Source organism: Stenotrophomonas sp. YJH_SMC_135, from assembly GCF_059372355.1.
Map to the genome: position 1 here is coordinate 832,393 of NZ_JCAFVN010000002.1, position 17,546 is coordinate 849,938.

19 protein-coding genes are annotated in these 17,546 nt (G+C 67.4%); 18 read left to right on the forward strand and 1 reads right to left on the reverse strand.

Features of this window, described 5'->3' with window-relative positions; genetic code table 11:
• Positions 1–96 precede the first annotated feature (96 nt).
• The 3 genes from blaL2 to AC5P98_RS10290 all read left to right on the forward strand — a co-directional run bounded on the left by blaL2 (position 97) and on the right by AC5P98_RS10290 (position 3,007).
• On the forward strand, positions 97–1,011 hold the full coding sequence (gene blaL2, locus AC5P98_RS10280; RefSeq protein WP_049406179.1) for a L2 family extended-spectrum class A beta-lactamase: 915 nt from the start codon (positions 97–99) through the stop codon (positions 1,009–1,011).
• A gap of 86 nt (positions 1,012–1,097) precedes the next feature.
• Positions 1,098–2,312, forward strand: coding sequence for a cation:proton antiporter (locus AC5P98_RS10285; protein WP_049406174.1), 1,215 nt, complete (start codon positions 1,098–1,100; stop codon positions 2,310–2,312).
• 53 nt (positions 2,313–2,365) lie between these two features.
• Entirely contained in the window at positions 2,366–3,007 is a 642-nt protein-coding gene (locus tag AC5P98_RS10290) for a hypothetical protein (protein ID WP_049406173.1), read from the forward strand.
• Positions 3,008–3,106: 99 nt separating this feature from the next.
• On the opposite strand, the gene AC5P98_RS10295 is transcribed toward AC5P98_RS10290, so the two are convergent.
• Positions 3,107–3,841 carry a DUF3011 domain-containing protein gene (locus AC5P98_RS10295; RefSeq protein WP_032958942.1) on the reverse strand — a complete coding sequence of 245 codons (735 nt, stop codon included), beginning with the start codon at positions 3,839–3,841 and terminating at the stop codon, positions 3,107–3,109.
• A 158-nt stretch (positions 3,842–3,999) separates the two neighbouring features.
• On the opposite strand from AC5P98_RS10295, the gene aspS reads away from it, so the two are divergent.
• The 15 genes from aspS to pal all read left to right on the forward strand — a co-directional run bounded on the left by aspS (position 4,000) and on the right by pal (position 17,543).
• Positions 4,000–5,751 carry an aspartate--tRNA ligase gene (aspS, locus tag AC5P98_RS10300; RefSeq protein ID WP_032958943.1) on the forward strand — a complete coding sequence of 584 codons (1,752 nt, stop codon included), beginning with the start codon at positions 4,000–4,002 and terminating at the stop codon, positions 5,749–5,751.
• A gap of 16 nt (positions 5,752–5,767) precedes the next feature.
• Positions 5,768–6,097: a hypothetical protein gene (locus tag AC5P98_RS10305; RefSeq protein ID WP_049406171.1), complete on the forward strand. Its 330-nt coding sequence runs from the start codon at positions 5,768–5,770 to the stop codon at positions 6,095–6,097.
• A 31-nt stretch (positions 6,098–6,128) separates the two neighbouring features.
• On the forward strand, positions 6,129–6,650 hold the full coding sequence (locus tag AC5P98_RS10310) for a GNAT family N-acetyltransferase (protein WP_014648167.1): 522 nt from the start codon (positions 6,129–6,131) through the stop codon (positions 6,648–6,650).
• Positions 6,651–6,725: 75 nt separating this feature from the next.
• Complete coding sequence (locus AC5P98_RS10315; protein WP_032958946.1) at positions 6,726–7,358, forward strand: esterase/lipase family protein; 633 nt, start codon at positions 6,726–6,728, stop codon at positions 7,356–7,358.
• 176 nt (positions 7,359–7,534) lie between these two features.
• Complete coding sequence (locus AC5P98_RS10320; RefSeq protein WP_014648165.1) at positions 7,535–8,266, forward strand: YebC/PmpR family DNA-binding transcriptional regulator; 732 nt, start codon at positions 7,535–7,537, stop codon at positions 8,264–8,266.
• Between the two features lie 105 nt (positions 8,267–8,371).
• Positions 8,372–8,893, forward strand: coding sequence for a crossover junction endodeoxyribonuclease RuvC (ruvC, locus tag AC5P98_RS10325; RefSeq protein WP_014648164.1), 522 nt, complete (start codon positions 8,372–8,374; stop codon positions 8,891–8,893).
• Between the two features lie 13 nt (positions 8,894–8,906).
• Positions 8,907–9,500, forward strand: coding sequence for a Holliday junction branch migration protein RuvA (gene ruvA / locus AC5P98_RS10330; RefSeq protein ID WP_014648163.1), 594 nt, complete (start codon positions 8,907–8,909; stop codon positions 9,498–9,500).
• Positions 9,501–9,549: 49 nt separating this feature from the next.
• The gene (locus AC5P98_RS10335) at positions 9,550–11,469 is read left to right on the forward strand and encodes a potassium transporter Kup (protein ID WP_014648162.1); all 1,920 of its coding nucleotides are present in this window, start codon (positions 9,550–9,552) and stop codon (positions 11,467–11,469) included.
• A 136-nt stretch (positions 11,470–11,605) separates the two neighbouring features.
• Positions 11,606–12,646 (forward strand): Holliday junction branch migration DNA helicase RuvB, encoded by a 1,041-nt coding sequence (ruvB, locus tag AC5P98_RS10340; protein WP_014648161.1) that lies wholly within the window; start codon positions 11,606–11,608, stop codon positions 12,644–12,646.
• Positions 12,636–13,067, forward strand: a complete 432-nt coding sequence (gene ybgC / locus AC5P98_RS10345) for a tol-pal system-associated acyl-CoA thioesterase (RefSeq protein WP_014648160.1) — start codon at positions 12,636–12,638, stop codon at positions 13,065–13,067. The genes ruvB and ybgC overlap by 11 nt, the downstream gene beginning before the upstream one ends.
• A 10-nt stretch (positions 13,068–13,077) precedes the next feature.
• Positions 13,078–13,857 (forward strand): protein TolQ, encoded by a 780-nt coding sequence (gene tolQ / locus AC5P98_RS10350; RefSeq protein ID WP_005410752.1) that lies wholly within the window; start codon positions 13,078–13,080, stop codon positions 13,855–13,857.
• A 24-nt stretch (positions 13,858–13,881) separates the two neighbouring features.
• On the forward strand, positions 13,882–14,310 hold the full coding sequence (gene tolR, locus AC5P98_RS10355; RefSeq protein WP_006438804.1) for a protein TolR: 429 nt from the start codon (positions 13,882–13,884) through the stop codon (positions 14,308–14,310).
• The gene (tolA, locus tag AC5P98_RS10360; RefSeq protein WP_032958950.1) at positions 14,300–15,355 is read left to right on the forward strand and encodes a cell envelope integrity protein TolA; all 1,056 of its coding nucleotides are present in this window, start codon (positions 14,300–14,302) and stop codon (positions 15,353–15,355) included. Before tolR ends, tolA begins: the two co-directional genes overlap by 11 nt.
• 285 nt (positions 15,356–15,640) lie before the next feature.
• Positions 15,641–16,960: a Tol-Pal system beta propeller repeat protein TolB gene (tolB, locus tag AC5P98_RS10365; protein WP_014038220.1), complete on the forward strand. Its 1,320-nt coding sequence runs from the start codon at positions 15,641–15,643 to the stop codon at positions 16,958–16,960.
• Between the two features lie 64 nt (positions 16,961–17,024).
• The gene (gene pal, locus AC5P98_RS10370; RefSeq protein ID WP_495229996.1) at positions 17,025–17,543 is read left to right on the forward strand and encodes a peptidoglycan-associated lipoprotein Pal; all 519 of its coding nucleotides are present in this window, start codon (positions 17,025–17,027) and stop codon (positions 17,541–17,543) included.
• The last annotated feature ends 3 nt before the right edge of the window (positions 17,544–17,546 follow it).

Below are 17,546 nucleotides of genomic sequence, written 5' to 3' on the forward strand. Positions count from 1 at the left end.
TCAGGCATGAGTTCAACTTATGGCTTGCCCTGATTTTTCGCGCTGGTCGGTCGCAGGGGAGGCGCCAATAATCGAGCGGTCACCAGGAGAACCCCTATGCTCGCCCGTCGCCGATTCCTGCAGTTCAGTGGTGCTGCCGTTGCGTCCTCGCTGTTTGCCCCGGCGCTGGCGCAACCGGTTTCCGCCTCGTCTGGCATACCCGCCGCGAACGCCGCCATTGCCGGCGCCGCCGATTTCGCCGCGCTGGAGAAAGCCAGCGGTGGCCGCCTGGGCGTCACCGTGCTGAACACCGGCAACGGCCGTCGCATCGGCGGGCATCGGCAGGATGAGCGCTTCCCGATGTGCAGCACGTTCAAGTCGATGCTGGTCGCCCATGTGCTGAGCCTTGCCGATGCAGGCCGCGTTTCGCTCGACACCCGTGTGCCCATCGCCGGGAAGGATCTGCTGTCCTACGCTCCGGTGGCGCGCCGCCACGTGGGCAAGGATCTGACCGTGCGCGACCTGTGCCGGGGCACGCTGACCACCAGCGACAACACGGCGGCCAACCTGCTGCTGGAGGTGGTGGGCGGGCCGTCGGCGCTGACGGCATTCCTGCGCGGGCAGGGCGACAGCATTACCCGCAATGACCGCAACGAGCCGGACGTGAATCTGTTCGCGAAGGGAGACCCGCGCGATACCACCAGCCCGGCCGCGATGGCCACCAGCCTGGCCCGCTTCGCGGTGGGCAATGGCCTGCAGCCTGCATCGCGCCGGCAGTTCGCCGATTGGCTCATCGACAACCAGACCGGCGATGCCTGCCTGCGCGCCGGGCTGGGCAAGCGCTGGCGGGTGGGGGACAAGACCGGCAGCAACGGTGATGACACGCGCAACGACATCGCCGTGCTGTGGCCGCATGCGGGCGGCACCGCGTGGGTGGTCACCGCCTATCTGCAGGGCGCATCGGTCGATGACGACCAGCGCGCAGCAGTGCTTGCACGGGTGGGGGCGCTGGCCGATGCGATGATCGGATGAGGTAACCGGGAGTCATCCAGAAACGGCTTGCCGGATCGGTCGGGCGCGCGCATCCTGCGCGCGTTCGAACCCCACGGAAGACCCCGATGAGCCATGAGTTGATCTACCTGCTGCTGATCTTCGCGCTGCTGGTGATCCCGCGCGCACTGCAGCGCTTCAGCCTGCCGGCGCCGTTGACCTGCCTGCTGTTCGGCATCATCGGCATGCTCTGGCTGGCCGACCAGGCACACGACGCGGTGATCGGCCTGCTGGCCACGCTGGGCATTTCCTCGCTGTTCCTGTTCGCGGGCCTGGAAGTGGATCTGCAGGCGCTGCGGCGTGGCATGTGGCCGCTGCTGGCGCACCTGGTGATCCGTACCGGCACGCTGTTCGGCGTGGGCTGGCTGGCCTGGCGCTATGCGGGGCTGCCATGGCAGGCCGCTGGGCTGCTGGCGCTGGCGCTGCTGACGCCCTCCACCGGCTTCATCATGGATTCGCTGTCGCGGCTGGGCCTGAGCGAGGACGAGAGGTTCTGGGTCACCAGCAAGGCCATCGCCGGCGAACTGCTGGCGCTGGCGGCGTTGTTCATCGTGCTGCAGGCCGGCGACCCGGGCCACATGGCGCTGTCCAGCCTGGCCCTGCTGGCGATGATGATCGGCCTGCCGCTGCTGTTCATTGCGCTGGGCCGCTGGGTGGCGCCGCACGCGCCGGGCTCGGAGTTCTCGCTGCTGGTGATGGTCGGCATGGTGGCGGCGTACATCACCTATCTGCTGGGCGTGTATTACCTCGTGGGCGCGTTCATCGCCGGCCTGGTCGCGCGCCTGCTGCACCAGCGCATGCCGCTGCTGGCCTCGCACGAGAACCTGCACGCGCTGCGCCTGTTCGCCTCGTTCTTCGTGCCATTCTATTTCTTCAATGCCGGCACCAAGGTGCCCAGCGAAGCCCTCAGTTTCGAGGCGCTGGGGCTGGGCATCGTGATCACCCTGGTGGTGCTGCCGCTGCGCATCGGCGTGGTCTGGCTGCAGCGCCGGGTGATGTTCGGCGAGAGCTTCCGCAGCAGCCTGCGCGTCTCGCTGGCGCTGGCCCCGACCCTGATCTTCACCCTGGTGCTGGCGGCGATCATGCGCGAGCGTTTCCAGATTCCGGCGGTGCTGTTCGGCGCGCTGCTGCTGTACGCCGCACTGACCACACTGTTGCCGTCGCTGGTGTTCCGCACACCCTTCGACGTCGATCCGGTGGAGCAGGAGCCGGCGGGCGAGGGCGAGTCCGCGCCGGTAGCGGCCACCGAGACGCGGCCGGAACCTCACATCGCCGAACGCTGACCGGTTGCCGCGCGCGGTTTGCGCCCGTCGGCCATGGCCGTTAGGGTTGGGGCATGAAACTGCCTGCCGTTGTCACCGCTTCCGCCCTCCTGCTCAGCCTCGCTGCCTGCTCGCAGCGTTCCGATACGGTCGCGCATGATCTGGCGACCGCACCGGCCGATGCCTTCATGGCTGCCATCGCCGCGCATTGCGGCCAGGCCTATGAGGGCCGGGTGGTGGAGGACACGCCGGCACCGACCGGCAAGGACCCGTTCGCCGGCCAGCGCCTGGTCATGCATGTGCGCGGCTGTGCCGACCCCGCCCATGAACTGCGGATTCCCTTCCATGTGGGGGATGACCATTCGCGCACCTGGGTGCTGACCCGCACCGGAAACGGCCTGCGCCTGAAACACGATCATCGCCACGAAGACGGTAGCCCCGACGCGATCACCCTCTATGGCGGCGACAGCACGCCACCGGGCACCGCCGAGCGCCAGCGGTTCCCAGCCGACTCCGATTCGGTGGCGATGTTCCGTCGTGCCGACATGCTGGCCTCCACGCACAACACCTGGGCGATGGAGATCGACCCCGACCAGACTTTCGTCTACGAACTGACGCGCCCGGAAGGCCGCCGTTTCCGCGTGAAGTTCGACCTGAGCAAGCCGGTCGAGCTGCCGCCCGCACCGTGGGGCGACGAGAAGGCGCCAGCACCCTGATCTTCGGGTCGGATCCCTCCTGCGGAGGGTCCGACCCGGTCACTGCATGAACCCACGGGTCAGAGCCCTGGCCGTCGGCCAAGGATCCGACCCCGGGGCTCAGCGCGCGCTGAAGCGTGCGCGGCAGCCGTTGCTCACCCACACCTGGCCGCGTGCATAGCCCCAGCTGCGGCCTTCCTGGCAGGCACTGCCGGACAGCTGCTGCTGCAGCACCGGCCGGCCCTGGCGCTCATCCCAGTCGCAGTTCTGCGTGCGGTTGTTGTTGCTGCTGCAGGTGATCGAATAATTGCTGTTGCCGCCGCCCCAGCCACCGCCGCCGCCCCAGCCGCGGGCCTCGGCGAACTCGGCGCGGCAGCCGTTGCTGACCCAGACCGCGCCGTTGCGCACGCCCCAGGTGCGGCCTTCATCGCAGGGGCTGCCGGACAGCTGGCGGACCAGGCGGGCGTTGCGCCAGCCGACCGGGCAGCTGCGCTCACGGTTGCTCTGGCTCTCGCAGCGGATGGTTTCGCCGGGACGGCCGTTGTTGCCGCCCCAGCCACCGCCATTGCCACCGCCCCAGCCGCCGCGGGCTTCAACGAACTCGGCGCGGCAGCCATTGCTGACCCAGATGCTGCCATTGCGGCTGCCCCAGGTGCGGCCCTCGTCGCAGGCGCTGCCGGACAGCTGGCGGACCAGCTGCGCATTGCGCCAGCCGGTGCTGCAGACACGTTCACGGTTGTTCTGGCTTTCGCAGCGGATTACCCCGTCCTGCGCAGCGGCCGGAGCAGAGGGCAGGGCGAGCACGGCCAGAGTGCTCAGGGTCACGGCCAGGCTGGCCAGGGACAACGATTTCATGGCGGCATCCCATACGGTGGCAGGTGCCCGACTATAGGGACCGGGGCGATCAAGCCGGCGTGACTGCCCGGATTTGCCCCGGCCGGGGCCTCGGCCGCAGAATACGAGGCTTTCCGGCCCCCATCCGGTGCCGGCGTTCTCCAGCGGAGCTTCCCCCCATGCGTACCCACTTCTGCGGCCTGGTCGACGAGACCCTGATTGGCCAGACTGTCACCCTCGCCGGCTGGACCGACGTGGCCCGTAACCAGGGCGGCGTCTGCTTCATCGATCTCCGCGATCATGAAGGCATCGTGCAGGTGACCGTGGAGGTCGACAACGCCGACGTGTTCGCCGTGGCCGCGTCGCTGGGCTATGAGGACGTGCTGCAGGTGGAGGGCGTCGTGCGCGCCCGCCACGCGGTGAACGACAAGATGCGCACCGGCAAGGTGGAAGTGATCGCCACCGCCATCACCGTGCTGAACAAGGCCGCCCCGCTGCCGTTCCACGCCCACGAGAACCCGGGCGAGGAAACCCGCCTGAAGTACCGCTACCTGGACCTGCGCCGCCCCGAAATGCAGCGCATGCAGCGCACCCGCATCAAGCTGGTGCAGGCGCTGCGCCGCCACCTGGACGAAAAGGGCTTCCAGGACATCGAGACCCCGATCCTGACCAAGGCCACTCCGGAAGGCGCGCGCGACTTCCTGGTGCCGGCGCGCATGCATCCGGGCGAGTTCTACGCCCTGCCGCAGAGCCCGCAGCTGTTCAAGCAGATCCTGATGGTGGCCGGGTTCGACCGCTACTACCAGATCGCGCGCTGCTTCCGCGACGAGGCCCTGCGTGCCGACCGCCAGCTGGAATTCACCCAGCTGGACATGGAGTTCGCCTTCGTCCGCGAACGCGATGTGCAGGACTTCGTCGAGGACATGATCCGCGCCATCTTCAAGGAAGTGGTCGATGTCGAGCTGGATGCCAGCTTCCCGCGCATGACCTGGGCCGAGGCGATGCGTCGCTATGGTTCGGACAAGCCGGATCTGCGCATCGCGCTGGAACTGGTCGACGTGGCTGAACTGGTCAAGGACAGCGAGTTCCCCGTGTTCACCGGCCCGGCCAACGATGCCGAAGGCCGCGTCGCCGCGCTGCGCATCCCGGGCGGCGCGTCGCTGAGCCGCAAGCAGATCGACGAGTACGCCGCGCATGCCGCCAAGTACGGCGCCAAGGGCCTGGCCTACATCAAGATCGCCGACAACGGCGAAGTCAGCTCGCCGATCCAGAAGTTCTTCAGCGAAGAGCACTTCGCCGCGCTGGTGGCCCATGTCGGTGCCGGCAACGGCGATATCGTGTTCTTCGGTGCCGGTGGCTACAACAAGGTCTCCGACTTCATGGGCGCGCTGCGCCTGAAGGCCGGCAAGGACTTTGGCCTGGTCGCCGACGGCTGGGCACCGCTGTGGGTCACCGACTTCCCGATGTTCGAGTGGGACGAGGAAGAACAGCGCTACGTCGCCCTGCATCACCCCTTCACCGCACCGGCCGTGGACGACATCGCCGACCTGCGCGCCAATGCCCGTACCGCCGTCTCGCGCGGTTACGACATGGTGCTCAACGGCAATGAAATTGGCGGCGGTTCGATCCGTATCCACCGTCCGGACATGCAGAGCGCGGTGTTCGAGCTGCTGGGCATCGGTGCCGAAGAGGCCCGCGCCAAGTTCGGCTTCCTGCTCGACGCGCTGAACTACGGCGCGCCGCCGCACGGTGGCATCGCCTTCGGCATCGACCGCATCGCCGCGCTGATGGCCGGAACCGAGTCGATCCGCGACGTCATCCCGTTCCCGAAGACCACCGGTGCACAGGATCTGATGACCGACGCGCCGTCGCCGATCGTCGACGCGCAGCTGGCCGAAGTGCACATCCAGGTTCGCCCCAAGACCAACTGATCAGGAGATCCAGGCAATGACCGAGTTTGCGTTTTCGCTGGAGTGGGAAAAGCTGGGCAATGAAGGCTCCGAGGCCACCCTGGTCACCGAGCGTGCACGCGTGTTCGGGGGGTGGCTGGTCCGCGTCGGTACCAATCCGGCCGCGATGGCCCTGACCTTCGTCGCCGACGGCGAAGGCCGTTGGGACGGTGAAGACTTCGGCGTCGAGGACTACGAGGACGACGAAGAGGAAGAAGAGTACGACGAGGACGAGGAAGGCGAGGAAGAAGAGGACGAGGACGAAGAGGAATACGAGGAAGAGGGCGAGGAAGAAGAAGCGGAATCGGAATCGCCTGGAAAGGCTTGACCCGCGCTTCGCCCTGACGTCAACTTCCTGCATGTATTCGATCCGCCGCGCCACTGTGGACGACGCGCCGACCCTGTCGGCGCTGGCCGCACGCACGTTCACTGAAACCTTCGGCCATCTGTACCCGCCGCAGGACCTGCAGGCCTTCCTCGAGGAGGCCTACACGGTCGAGCGCCAGCGCGTGATCCTGTCCCACCCCGATTACGCGGTGTGGCTGCTGGAACTGGATGGGGAGGCGGTCGGCCATGCCGCCGCCGGCCCCTGTGGCCTGCCGCATCCGGATGTGAAACCTGGTGACGGCGAACTCAAGCGCCTGTACCTGGTCAAGACGCAGCAGAGCTGCGGCTGGGGCAGCCGCCTGCTGGAAACCGCGCTGGCCTGGCTGGAACACGAAGGCCCGCGCACGTTGTGGCTGGGCGTGTGGTCGGAGAACTTCGGCGCGCAGCGCTTCTACGCCCGCTACGGCTTCGAGAAGGCCGGCGAGTACCTGTTCCCTGTCGGCGACACCCAGGACCTCGAATTCATCCTGCGCCGCGCGCCGCGCGCGGCCTGACGTTCACCGCCGCTTGCCGCGCGCGCGTGTTCAATCACCTCACGTTCCTGCCCCGCTGACCGCCAGGCTGTTTGCATGACTCCCCCCGTATTGCTGCTGCATGGCATCTGGAATGCCCGTGCCTGGGTCGGGCCACTGGCCTGGCGCCTGCGCGCGCGTGGTTTCCAGGTACACGCGTTCGGCTATCCCTCGGTGTTCGGTGGCCCCGATGTGGCAGTGCCGCAGTTGCTGGAACGTCTGGCCGACGCCGGGCCGTTGTCGCTGGTCGGTCACAGCCTGGGCGGACTGCTGGCACTGGAGGCGCTGCGCCGCGATCCGCAGCTGCCAGTGCAGCGCGTGGTCTGCCTGGGCTCGCCGCTGCGCGGCAGTGGTACCGCGCGCTCGTTGTCCGATCATGGCTGGGGCCTGGCGCTGGGGCGCAGCAGCGAGCTGCTGCTGGACGGCCTGCCGGACTGGCAGGGCAAGGCCGAGGTTGGCCTGATCGCCGGTTCGGTACCGCACGGGCTGGGCAGCCTGCTGGGCGCGATCGACGATGCGTCCGACGGCACCGTGGCACTGGCCGAGACCCGCCTGCCGGGCCTGGCCGACCATTGCGTGGTGCGTACCAGCCACAGCGGCCTGGTGGTGTCGCCCGACGCCGCGCGGCAGACCGCGCATTTCCTGCGCCACGGCCACTTCGACCACAGCCGCGACGCGGCGGCGGCATAGGGGCAGGGGAGGCGGGGCCGCCTTGTAGCGCCGAGCCCATGCTCGGCTGCATTCCGTCGGGCCCATTGAGCCGAGCATTGGCCCGGCGCTACAACAATACGGGCCTAGACACGGTTGCAGCGCCCGATCAGGTAGAATCCGCGCCTTGATCCTGAAGCAGCCAGACGGTAGCACCCATGGGTAGAGGCCCCTCCATCGAAGCCCGCAAGAACGCGTCCGACGCGAAGCGCGGCAAGATTTTCACCAAGATCATCCGCGAGATCGGCGTTGCCGCGCGCGGCGGTGGAGGCGACCCCAACAACAACCCGCGCCTGCGCGTGGCGGTGGACAAGGGCCTGGCCGTGAACATGTCCAAGGACGTGATCGAGCGCGCCATCAAGAAGGCCACCGGTGAACTGGAAGGCGTCGATTACGAGGAAATCCGCTACGAGGGCTATGCCCCGGGTGGCGTGGCCGTGATCGTCGACTGCCTGACCGACAACCGCGTGCGCACCGTGGCCGACGTCCGCCATGCGTTCAGCAAGTGCGGCGGCAACATGGGCACCGAAGGATCGGTGGCCTTCATGTTCAAGCGCCTGGGCGTGCTCAGCTTCGCCCCGGGTGCCGACGAGGAAGCCATCACCGAAGCAGCCATCGAGGCCGGCGCCGACGACATCGTGGTCTACCCCGATGACGGCTCGATCGACGTGGTCACCAGCCCTGACGCGTTCAACGCAGTCAAGGACGCAATGGTCGCCGCCGGGCATGTCGCCGACCACGCCGAGATCACCTTCCGCGCCGACAACGACATCAAGGTCGAAGGCGAGGTCGCCCTGCAGGTCAAGAAGCTGCTGGACATGCTGGAAGACCTGGACGACGTGCAGGACGTGTATTCCAACGCCGAACTCGGCGCCGACGCCTACGCCTGAGCCGTCCTCGACGGCCTGGGCGCGGGCCGTTGAACGGTCACCGCGGACAGTCATGAGCCCATACGCCTGCCAGCGCCCCCCGTTCCGCCCCGCCAGGAGCGCGGCATGACCCGCATCCTCGGCATCGACCCCGGTTCGCAGCGGACCGGGGTCGGCATCATCGATGTCGACGCCGCCGGCCGCGTCAGTTACGTGCACCACCAGCCGCTGGTGCTGCTGGGCGCCGACGACTTCCCGCAGCGCATGAAACTGCTGGTGCTGGGCCTGGCCGATCTGTGCCGCGAGTACCAGCCCAATGAAGTGGCCATCGAAAAGGTGTTCATGGCGCGCAATCCCGATTCGGCGCTGAAGCTGGGCCAGGCCCGCGGCGCGGCGATCTCGGCCGTGGTGCTGCGCGACCTGCCGGTGCACGAATACGCCGCCAGCGAGATCAAGCTCGCGGTGGTCGGGCGCGGTGGTGCCGAAAAGCAACAGGTTCAACACATGGTCGGGCTCATGCTCAACCTGAAAACCAAGCTGCAGGCCGACGCGGCCGACGCGTTGGCGGTGGCGATCACCCATGCCCACGTAAGGGCGACGGCCAACCGCCTGGGGCTCAGTGCCCGCCAGGCGTGGGGCCGCAAATGAGGAGCTGCACGCAATGATCGGTCGACTGCGCGGCATCGTCGCCTACAAGGCGCCGCCGTGGCTGGTGGTGGACGTGAACGGAGTGGGCTACGAACTGGAGGCGCCGATGAGCACCTTCTACGACCTGCCCGAGCTCGGCCGCGAGGTCACCCTGTACACCCATTACTCGCAGAAGGAAGACAGCGTCTCGCTGTACGGCTTCCTGCGCGAGGGCGAGCGGCGCCTGTTCCGCGACGTGCAGAAGGTCAGCGGCATCGGCGCGAAGATCGCGCTGGCCGTGCTGTCTGGCGTCAGCGTCGAAGAATTCGCGCGCATGGTCCAGGCCGGCGACATCACCGCGCTGACCCGCATCCCGGGTATCGGCAAGAAGACCGCCGAACGCATGGTGCTGGAACTGCGTGACCGCGCGGCCCAGTTCGGTGCCGGCGGCGCGCTGCCCACCGGCAGTGGTCCGGCCCCGGCCGATCCGCTGTCCGATGCCACCGTGGCCCTGCAGCAGCTGGGCTACAAGCCGGCCGAAGCGGCCCGCATGGCCCGCGATGCCTTCAATGAAGGCGACGAAGTGGCCACCGTGATCCGCAAGGCGCTGCAGTCCGCGCTGCGCTGAACCGCGTCCCTTTCCCCCAACCTACCGCCTGAGCTTCGCCAGGAGTCCCATGTCCAGCAGTCAAACCCCGCACGCAGCCGCCCCCGGCGGCCATGGCCACGCCCCCTCCGCTGGAGGACTGGCGCTGGTCATCGGTGCGATCGGCGTGGTGTTCGGCGATATCGGTACCAGCCCGCTGTACACCCTGAAGGAAGCGTTCTCGCCACACTACGGGCTCAACAGCGACCACGACACCGTGCTGGGCGTGCTGTCGCTGGCGTTCTGGGCGCTGAACCTGGTGGTGACCCTGAAGTACGTCACCATCATCATGCGCGCCGACAACGATGGCGAAGGCGGCATCATGGCGCTGATGGCGTTGACCCAGCGCACGCTGCGCAACGGCTCGCGCTCGGCTTATGTGGTGGGCATCCTCGGCATCTTCGGCGCCTCGCTGTTCTTCGGCGACGGCGTGATCACCCCGGCCATGTCGGTGCTCAGTGCAGTCGAAGGCCTGGAGGTGGCCGCGCCCGGACTTCATGTCTTCATCGTGCCGGTCACCCTGGTGGTGCTGCTGGCGGTGTTCGCCGCGCAACGCTTCGGTACCGAGAAGATCGGCAAGGCGTTCGGCCCGATCATGGCAATCTGGTTCGTGTCGCTGGCGGCAATCGGCATCTACAACATCGTCGATGCGCCCGAGGTGCTGAAGGCCTTCAACCCCTGGTGGGGCATCCGCTTCTTCATGGAGCACGGCTGGCACGGCATCTTCATTCTCGGTGCAGTGGTGCTGGCGGTGACCGGCGGCGAAGCGCTGTATGCGGACATGGGCCACTTCGGGCTGCGCCCGATCCGCCACGCCTGGTACTTCTTCGTGCTGCCGTGCCTGGTGCTGAACTACCTGGGGCAGGGCGCACTGGTGCTCAACCACCCCGAGGCCCTGAAGAATCCGTTCTTCGAGGCAGTGCCGTCGTGGGCGCTGTACCCGATGATCATCCTGGCCACCATGGCGGCGGTGATCGCCTCGCAGTCGGTCATCACCGGCGCATTCTCGGTCTCGCGCCAGGCCATGCAGCTGGGCTACATCCCGCGCATGCGCATCAAGCACACCTCGCACGACACCATCGGCCAGATCTACATCCCGGGCATCAACTGGGGCATTGCGGTGATGGTGTTCGGGCTGGTGCTGGCGTTCCGCAGTTCGTCCAACCTGGCCGTGGCGTACGGCATTTCGGTGTCGGCCACGATGCTGATCGACACCCTGCTGCTGGCCGTGGTGGCGCGGACGTTGTGGCCGAAGTCGCGTGGCTGGCTGCTGCCGCTGTGCGTGGTGTTCTTCATCATCGACCTCGGCTTCGTCATCGCCAACGGCGCCAAGCTGCTGCAGGGCGCCTGGTTCCCGGTGGTGCTGGGCATCTTCCTGTTCACCATGATGCGCACCTGGCGCCGTGGCCGCGAGCTGCTGCGCGACGAGATCCGCAAGGACGGCATCCGCCTGGATACCTTCCTGCCGGGCCTGATGCTGGCCCCGCCGGTGCGCGTGCCGGGCACCGCGGTGTTCCTCACCGCCGACCCGACCGTGGCGCCGCATGCGCTGATGCACAACCTCAAGCACAACAAGGTGCTGCACGAGCGCAACGTGTTCCTGCACGTGGAAACCCTGCCGATCCCGTATGCGATGGAAGGGCAGCGGCTGAAGATCGAATCAGTGGGTGACGAGTTCTACCGCGTCTACGTGCGCTTCGGCTTCATGGAGACCCCGGACGTGCCGCTGGCGCTGATGCGCTCGTGCGACCACGGTGGCATCTATTTTGATCCGATGGACACCACCTTCTTCGCCAGTCGCGAGACCATCGTCGCCACCGCCAACCGCGGCATGCCGATCTGGCGTGACAAGCTGTTCGCGCTGATGCACCGGAATGCCGCTCCTGCGACCGGCTTCTTCCGGATTCCGGGCAACCGCCTGGTCGAACTCGGGGCCCAGGTCGAGATCTGACGCGCGCGGGGTCGGATCCCTTTTCCGTAGGAAAAGGGCTCTGACCCCATGTTCCCGGTGTTCCGGTTCGGGGTCAGAGCCGTTTTCCTCTGGAAAACGGATCCGACCCCATACGCTTTTGCCGCATAATCAGCACATGACCGACGACCGTATCATCGGCGCCGGCGCCACCCGCGAGGATGACGCCGCCGACGCCAGCATCCGCCCCAGGCGCTTGGCCGACTACCTCGGCCAGGCCCCGGTGCGCGAGCAGCTGGAGATCTACATCGAAGCGGCCAAGGCCCGTGGCGACGCGCTCGACCATGTGCTGATCTTCGGGCCGCCCGGCCTGGGCAAGACCACGCTCAGCCACGTCATCGCCAACGAGCTGGGCGTGGCCCTGCGGGTGACCTCCGGCCCGGTGATCGAGAAGGCCGGCGACCTCGCTGCACTGCTGACCAACCTGCAGCCGCACGACGTGCTGTTCGTGGACGAGATCCACCGCCTGTCGCCGGTGGTCGAGGAAGTGCTGTACCCGGCGATGGAAGACTTCCAGATCGACATCATGATCGGCGAGGGCCCGGCGGCCCGCTCGATCAAGATCGACCTGCCGCCGTTCACCCTGATCGGCGCCACCACCCGCGCCGGCCTGCTGACCGCGCCGCTGCGCGACCGCTTCGGCATCGTCCAGCGCCTGGAGTTCTACAGCGTCGAGGAGCTGACCCGGATCGTGCGCCGCTCGGCCACCATCCTCGGCATCGACTGCACCGCCGACGGCGCCGGCGAGATCGCGCGGCGCGCGCGTGGCACCCCGCGCATCGCCAACCGGCTGCTGCGCCGCGTGCGCGACTACGCCCAGGTCAAGGCCGGTGGCCACATCGATGAGGCCGTGGCGCAGGCGGCGATGAAGATGCTCAAGGTCGATCCGGAGGGCTTCGACGAGCTCGACCGGCGCCTGCTCAAGACCCTGGTCGACTACTTCGACGGCGGCCCGGTCGGCATCGAATCGCTGGCCGCGGCGCTGTCCGAAGAGCGCGGCACGCTGGAAGACGTGGTCGAGCCGTACCTGATCCAGCAGGGCTTCCTGGTGCGTACCGCGCGCGGCCGCATGGCCACCCACAAGGCTTACCGGCACATGGGCCTGAAGCCGAAGAACCCGCCGCAGGACCTGTTCGCGGAGGTTCCCGATGTCGGTTGAGCCCCGATTCAGTTGGCCGACACGCATTTACTGGGAAGATACCGACGCAGGTGGCGTGGTCTACCACGCCCGCTACGTGGCCTTCATGGAACGGGCCCGGACCGAATGGATGCGTGCGCTCGGCTACGGCCAGGAGCGCATGCGCGCCGAGCACGGGATGGTCTTCGCGGTGCGCTCGATGCAGATGGATTTCATCAGGCCGGCACGGCTGGATGACACCCTGCAGGTGACTGCCCGCCTGGTCCAGCTGAAGAAGGCCAGCATGGTCTTCGACCAGCAGATCCTGCGCGACGGCGAGCTGCTGCTGTCCGCGCAGGTCCGCATCGCCGCACTGGAAGCGGCCAGTTTCCGCCCGCGTGGCATGGACGATGCCGTCCTTGCCGTGCTGCAACCCCACCTCCACCCCGAATCCGAACATTGAGGAACAACGGATGATCGCAACGCTCCTGGCCCTGCAGGCCACGGTCACCGAGGCACTGCCGGCCGACGTCAGCAACGCCGCGACACAGACCCTTGCCCAGGCCACCACCGGCGGCGGCATCAACTACCTCGAACTGATGGCCAAGGCCAGCCTGCCGGTGAAGATCATCGTGCTGCTGCTGCTGGTCGGCTCGTTCGTCAGCTGGGTGATCATTTTCCGCAAGGCCCGCGTGTTCAAGCAGGCCACCCGCGAAGCCGACGAGTTCGAGAACCGCTTCTGGTCCGGCGCCGACCTGGGCAAGCTGTACAGCGCAGCCACCGACCGCAGCCGCAGCGTGACCGGCCTGGAAGCCATCTTCGAAGCCGGTTTCCGCGAGTACACCCGCCTGCGCGACAAGCGCCGGCTGGATGGCCGTGCGCAGCTTGAAGGCGCGCAGCGCGCGATGCGCACCACCTATACCCGCGAAGTGGACCAGCTCGAGCGCAACCTGGAGCTGCTGGCCAACATCGGCTCGACTGCCCCGTACGTGGGCCTGGTCGGTACCGTGTTCGGCATCATGGTGACCATGCACGACATGATCAGCAGCGGTGCCCAGGCCGGTATCGCCGCCGTCGCGCCGGGCATCTCCGAGGCACTGTTCGCCACCGCCATCGGCCTGTTCGTGGCGATCCCGGCGGTGTGGGCCTACAACCGCTTCACCACCCGCGTGGAGCGCATGTCGGTGCGGTTCGAGACCTTCGCCGAAGAGTTCAGCTCCATCCTGCAGCGCCAGAGCGCTGGCGACGAGTAAGCGCCTGACCCGGGAGTCCAAGCCATGTCCGCTGCCATCGGTCGCCGCAAGCGCCGCAAGCTGAAATCGGAAATCAACGTCGTTCCCTACATCGACGTCATGCTGGTGCTGCTGATCATCTTCATGGTCACCGCACCGCTGCTCACCCTGAGCTTCGACGTCGACCTGCCGCAGTCCAACGCCAAGGCGCTGGAGAGCAAGCAGGACCCGGTGATCGTCTCGGTGCGCCAGGACGGCCAGCTCAGCCTGAAGCTGCCCGACGCCAAGGAGCCGGCCGCCGTGTCGGCCGAGGAACTGGAAGGCCGCCTGGCCGGCATCGCCGCCCAGGACAAGGGCGTGCGCGTGATCGTCGCCGCCGACCGCGCCGTGGCCTATGAGAAGGTCATTGCCGCGATGGACGTGATCAAGCGCGCCAAGGTAGACAAGGTAGGCCTGGCCACCGATGCACGCTGACGCCCTGCCACCCCCGCATCAGCGCGAACCCGGCTGGGGTCTGCCCCTGGCGCTGGCGTTGCTGGTGCACCTGCTGGTCGCGCTGGTCTTCATCGTGGCCTGGCTGTGGTCGCCCCAGCGCAACACCGATGCCGCCGCTGGCGACCCCTCGGTCGAGGCCAGCCTGGCGCTGTCCGCCTCCGAGGCGTCCGCCGCACGCCAGGCGCTGCGCCAGTCGGAGAAGCTGGAGGACCTGCCGCCGCCGGTCGCCGAGCCGATCCCGGTGCCGGAAGACACCATTCCGCCGCCGCAGCCGATTCCCGAGCCGCGCCCGCAGGACGCGCCCACGCCCCAGCAGCAACAGGCGCAGGAGCGTGTTGCGCAGCCGGACACCAAGGACCAGGAAGCGGTGAGCGCACTGGCCGTCTCGCAGGAGAAGGCCAAGCAGGAACAGGAAGCCAAGCGCCGCCAGGAGCAGATCGACCTGACCGAACGCAAGCGCCAGGAAGAAGCGGAGCAGAAGCTGCGCCTGGCCAAACAGCAGGAAGCGGACGAGAAGAAGAAGCAGGCCGAGCAGGAGCGCGTCGCGGCTGACAAGGCCGAGGCCGAGAAGCAGAAGAAGATCGCCGAGATCCGTGCCCGCCGCGAGCAGGCCGAGAAGGAAGCCAAGCTGGCCGAGCGCAAGCTGCGCGAGGTCGCCGCCGCGCGCAATGCCGCCGGCAGTGCCGCTGCCGGCTCCAGCGGCGCTTCCCAGCCGGCGGCCGGTGGTGGTGGCAACAGCGACGATCTTTCAGCCAAGTACGCCGCAGCGATCCAGGCCAAGGTGCTGTCGCAGTGGGTGCGCCCGGATACGGTGCCGCTGGGCCAGCGTTGCCAGATCACCATCACCCAGATTCCGGGCGGCACGGTGATGCAGGCCAAGGTCAGCCCGAACTGCCCCTATGACGAGGCCGGCAAGCGTTCGATCGAGGCCGCGGTGCTCAATGCGCAGCCACTGCCGTACCGCGGCTTCGAGTCGGTGTTCGCGCGTACGCTCAACTTCACCTTTACCGCCCAGGATCGCTGAGGCGGGCAGGGCAGGGGTGGCCTCGGGCCACTCCTGCCCACGGATGTCGCGCTTGCCTCTGGCGTGCTCGGTTTCGGCCGGGCAGGCTGTAGGTTGTTGTCGAACACCGCCCCGAGGGGCGGCGTGACCGGGGCAGGCGGGTGCGATGTTAGCCACGACGTTAACGGTGCGTGAGAGGACGGGCTGGAACTGACCCGGAATTCACGTACCCTTGGTTCATGATTGCGAAGCGGTTCACTCCCGCTTTGTTATCCCTCGTTCCGGTTTCCCCCTATTGAGCGCTCCATGAAAAAGATGCCTCGCTGGCTTGCCGTGTTTGCGGCCCTGTTGCTGCCCTTTGCTGCCGTCGCGCAGCAGAAGGGGCTGGATATCGACATCATCGGCGGCAATGCCTCCGCCCTGCCGATCACCATCGTGCCGATGCCCTACCAGGGTTCGTCGGCCGCTCCGCAGACCGACGTCGCCGGCGTGGTCCGCGCCGACCTGGAGCGTTCGGGCCAGTTCCGCACGCTGCCGGAAGCGCAGATCGTCGAGAAGCCCGTGCGTGGCGGTGACATCCAGTTCGCCACCTGGCGCGCGCTGAAGCAGAACTACATCGTGGTCGGCCGCGTGCTCGATGCCGGTGCCGGTGCCTACCGCGTCGAGTACGAACTGTTCGACGTGCCCAAGGGCGAGCGCCTGCTGGGCCTGGCGATGACCGCCCGTGGCAACGCCATGCGCGACGTCGCCCACCAGATGGCCGACGCCATCTACGAGAAGATCACCGGCGTGCGCGGCGCCTTCTGGACCCGCATCGCCTACGTGACCGCCAGCGGCAAGGGCGATGCCATGCGCTATGCGCTGATGGTGGCCGACTCCGACGGCTACAACCCGCAGACCATCGTGCGTTCGGCCGAGCCGCTGCTGTCGCCGTCGTGGAGCCCGGATGGCAGCAAGCTGGCCTACGTCAGCTTCGAGCGTGGCAATTCGGCGATCTACATCCAGAACATCGGCACCGGTGCGCGCGAACTGGTCACCAGCTTCCGCGGCATCAACAGCGCCCCGGCGTTCTCACCCGATGGCCGCAAGCTGGCCCTGACCCTGTCGCGTTCGGGCAACCCGGAAATCTACGTGATGGACCTGGGCAGCAAGCAGCTGACCCAGCTGACCAACCACTTCGCCATCGACACCGAGCCGACCTGGGCGCCGGATGGCAGCGCGGTGTACTTCACCTCCGACCGCGGCGGCCGCCCGCAGGTCTACAAGGTCGGCGCCGGTGGCGGCAGTGCCGAGCGCGTGACCTTCCAGGGCAACTACAATGCCAAGCCCTCGGTGTCCTACGACGGCAAGAAGATCGCCGTTGCGCAGGGCTCGGGCAACAGCTACAAGATCGCGATGATGGACAGCTCGCTGGGTTCGCCCCGCTGGAGCACGCTGTCCCCGGGTTCGCTGGATGAATCTCCGAGCTTTGCGCCCAACGCAAGCATGGTGTTGTACGCCGCCCGCGAGGGTGGCCGTGGTGTGCTGTACGCCGTTTCCGCCGATGCGCGCGTGCGCCAGCGGTTGGTTCTGGCTGACGGAGATGTGCGCGAACCGGCATGGTCCCCATACCGTACCCAGCGCTAAAAGAGTGTTAATATTTTCGCTGTCTTGAACCCCTCATCGGCCTAGGAGCCACAAAGGTATCGCCATGAACAAGTCCACCCGCGTTCTGCTTGTTTCCCTGCTGTCTGTGGCCGTCCTGGCCGGTTGCTCGAAGAAGGTGAAGGAAGAGCCGGCAACCCCGGTCGACACCGGCACCTCCACCACCACCCCGACCGGTCCGTCGACCTCCGGCCTGTACGGCCCGGGCGACCTGGACACCGACGCTTGCCTGCGCCAGCGCGTTGTCTACTTCGACCTGGACAAGGAAAATGTGAAGCCGGAATTCCAGGCCATCATGGCTTGCCACGCCAAGTACCTGCGTGACCGTCCGTCCTCGCGCATCACCCTGCAGGGCCACACCGACGAACGCGGTTCGCGCGCGTACAACCAGGCCCTGGGTGAGCGTCGTGGCAACGGCGTCAACTCGGCCCTGCAGGCCAACGGTGGCTCGGCTTCGCAGCTGACCGTCGTGTCCTACGGTGAAGAGCGTCCGGTCTGCACCGAGTCGAACGAGTCCTGCTGGTCGCAGAACCGTCGCGTCGAAATCGTCTACACCGCGCAGTAATCC

What these genes read in the sequence shown, in the direction of transcription:
- tolA (WP_032958950.1), top strand. Translation starts at nt 14,300, where the DNA reads ATGCACGCTGACGCCCTGCCACCCCCGCATCAGCGCGAACCCGGCTGG.
- tolQ (WP_005410752.1), top strand. Translation starts at nt 13,078, where the DNA reads ATGATCGCAACGCTCCTGGCCCTGCAGGCCACGGTCACCGAGGCACTG.
- AC5P98_RS10295 (WP_032958942.1), bottom strand. Translation starts at nt 3,841, where the DNA reads ATGAAATCGTTGTCCCTGGCCAGCCTGGCCGTGACCCTGAGCACTCTG.
- AC5P98_RS10290 (WP_049406173.1), top strand. Translation starts at nt 2,366, where the DNA reads ATGAAACTGCCTGCCGTTGTCACCGCTTCCGCCCTCCTGCTCAGCCTC.
- AC5P98_RS10335 (WP_014648162.1), top strand. Translation starts at nt 9,550, where the DNA reads ATGTCCAGCAGTCAAACCCCGCACGCAGCCGCCCCCGGCGGCCATGGC.
- AC5P98_RS10285 (WP_049406174.1), top strand. Translation starts at nt 1,098, where the DNA reads ATGAGCCATGAGTTGATCTACCTGCTGCTGATCTTCGCGCTGCTGGTG.
- AC5P98_RS10305 (WP_049406171.1), top strand. Translation starts at nt 5,768, where the DNA reads ATGACCGAGTTTGCGTTTTCGCTGGAGTGGGAAAAGCTGGGCAATGAA.
- AC5P98_RS10320 (WP_014648165.1), top strand. Translation starts at nt 7,535, where the DNA reads ATGGGTAGAGGCCCCTCCATCGAAGCCCGCAAGAACGCGTCCGACGCG.
- aspS (WP_032958943.1), top strand. Translation starts at nt 4,000, where the DNA reads ATGCGTACCCACTTCTGCGGCCTGGTCGACGAGACCCTGATTGGCCAG.
- tolR (WP_006438804.1), top strand. Translation starts at nt 13,882, where the DNA reads ATGTCCGCTGCCATCGGTCGCCGCAAGCGCCGCAAGCTGAAATCGGAA.
- blaL2 (WP_049406179.1), top strand. Translation starts at nt 97, where the DNA reads ATGCTCGCCCGTCGCCGATTCCTGCAGTTCAGTGGTGCTGCCGTTGCG.
- ybgC (WP_014648160.1), top strand. Translation starts at nt 12,636, where the DNA reads ATGTCGGTTGAGCCCCGATTCAGTTGGCCGACACGCATTTACTGGGAA.
- tolB (WP_014038220.1), top strand. Translation starts at nt 15,641, where the DNA reads ATGAAAAAGATGCCTCGCTGGCTTGCCGTGTTTGCGGCCCTGTTGCTG.
- ruvA (WP_014648163.1), top strand. Translation starts at nt 8,907, where the DNA reads ATGATCGGTCGACTGCGCGGCATCGTCGCCTACAAGGCGCCGCCGTGG.
- ruvB (WP_014648161.1), top strand. Translation starts at nt 11,606, where the DNA reads ATGACCGACGACCGTATCATCGGCGCCGGCGCCACCCGCGAGGATGAC.
- AC5P98_RS10310 (WP_014648167.1), top strand. Translation starts at nt 6,129, where the DNA reads ATGTATTCGATCCGCCGCGCCACTGTGGACGACGCGCCGACCCTGTCG.
- AC5P98_RS10315 (WP_032958946.1), top strand. Translation starts at nt 6,726, where the DNA reads ATGACTCCCCCCGTATTGCTGCTGCATGGCATCTGGAATGCCCGTGCC.
- ruvC (WP_014648164.1), top strand. Translation starts at nt 8,372, where the DNA reads ATGACCCGCATCCTCGGCATCGACCCCGGTTCGCAGCGGACCGGGGTC.
- pal (WP_495229996.1), top strand. Translation starts at nt 17,025, where the DNA reads ATGAACAAGTCCACCCGCGTTCTGCTTGTTTCCCTGCTGTCTGTGGCC.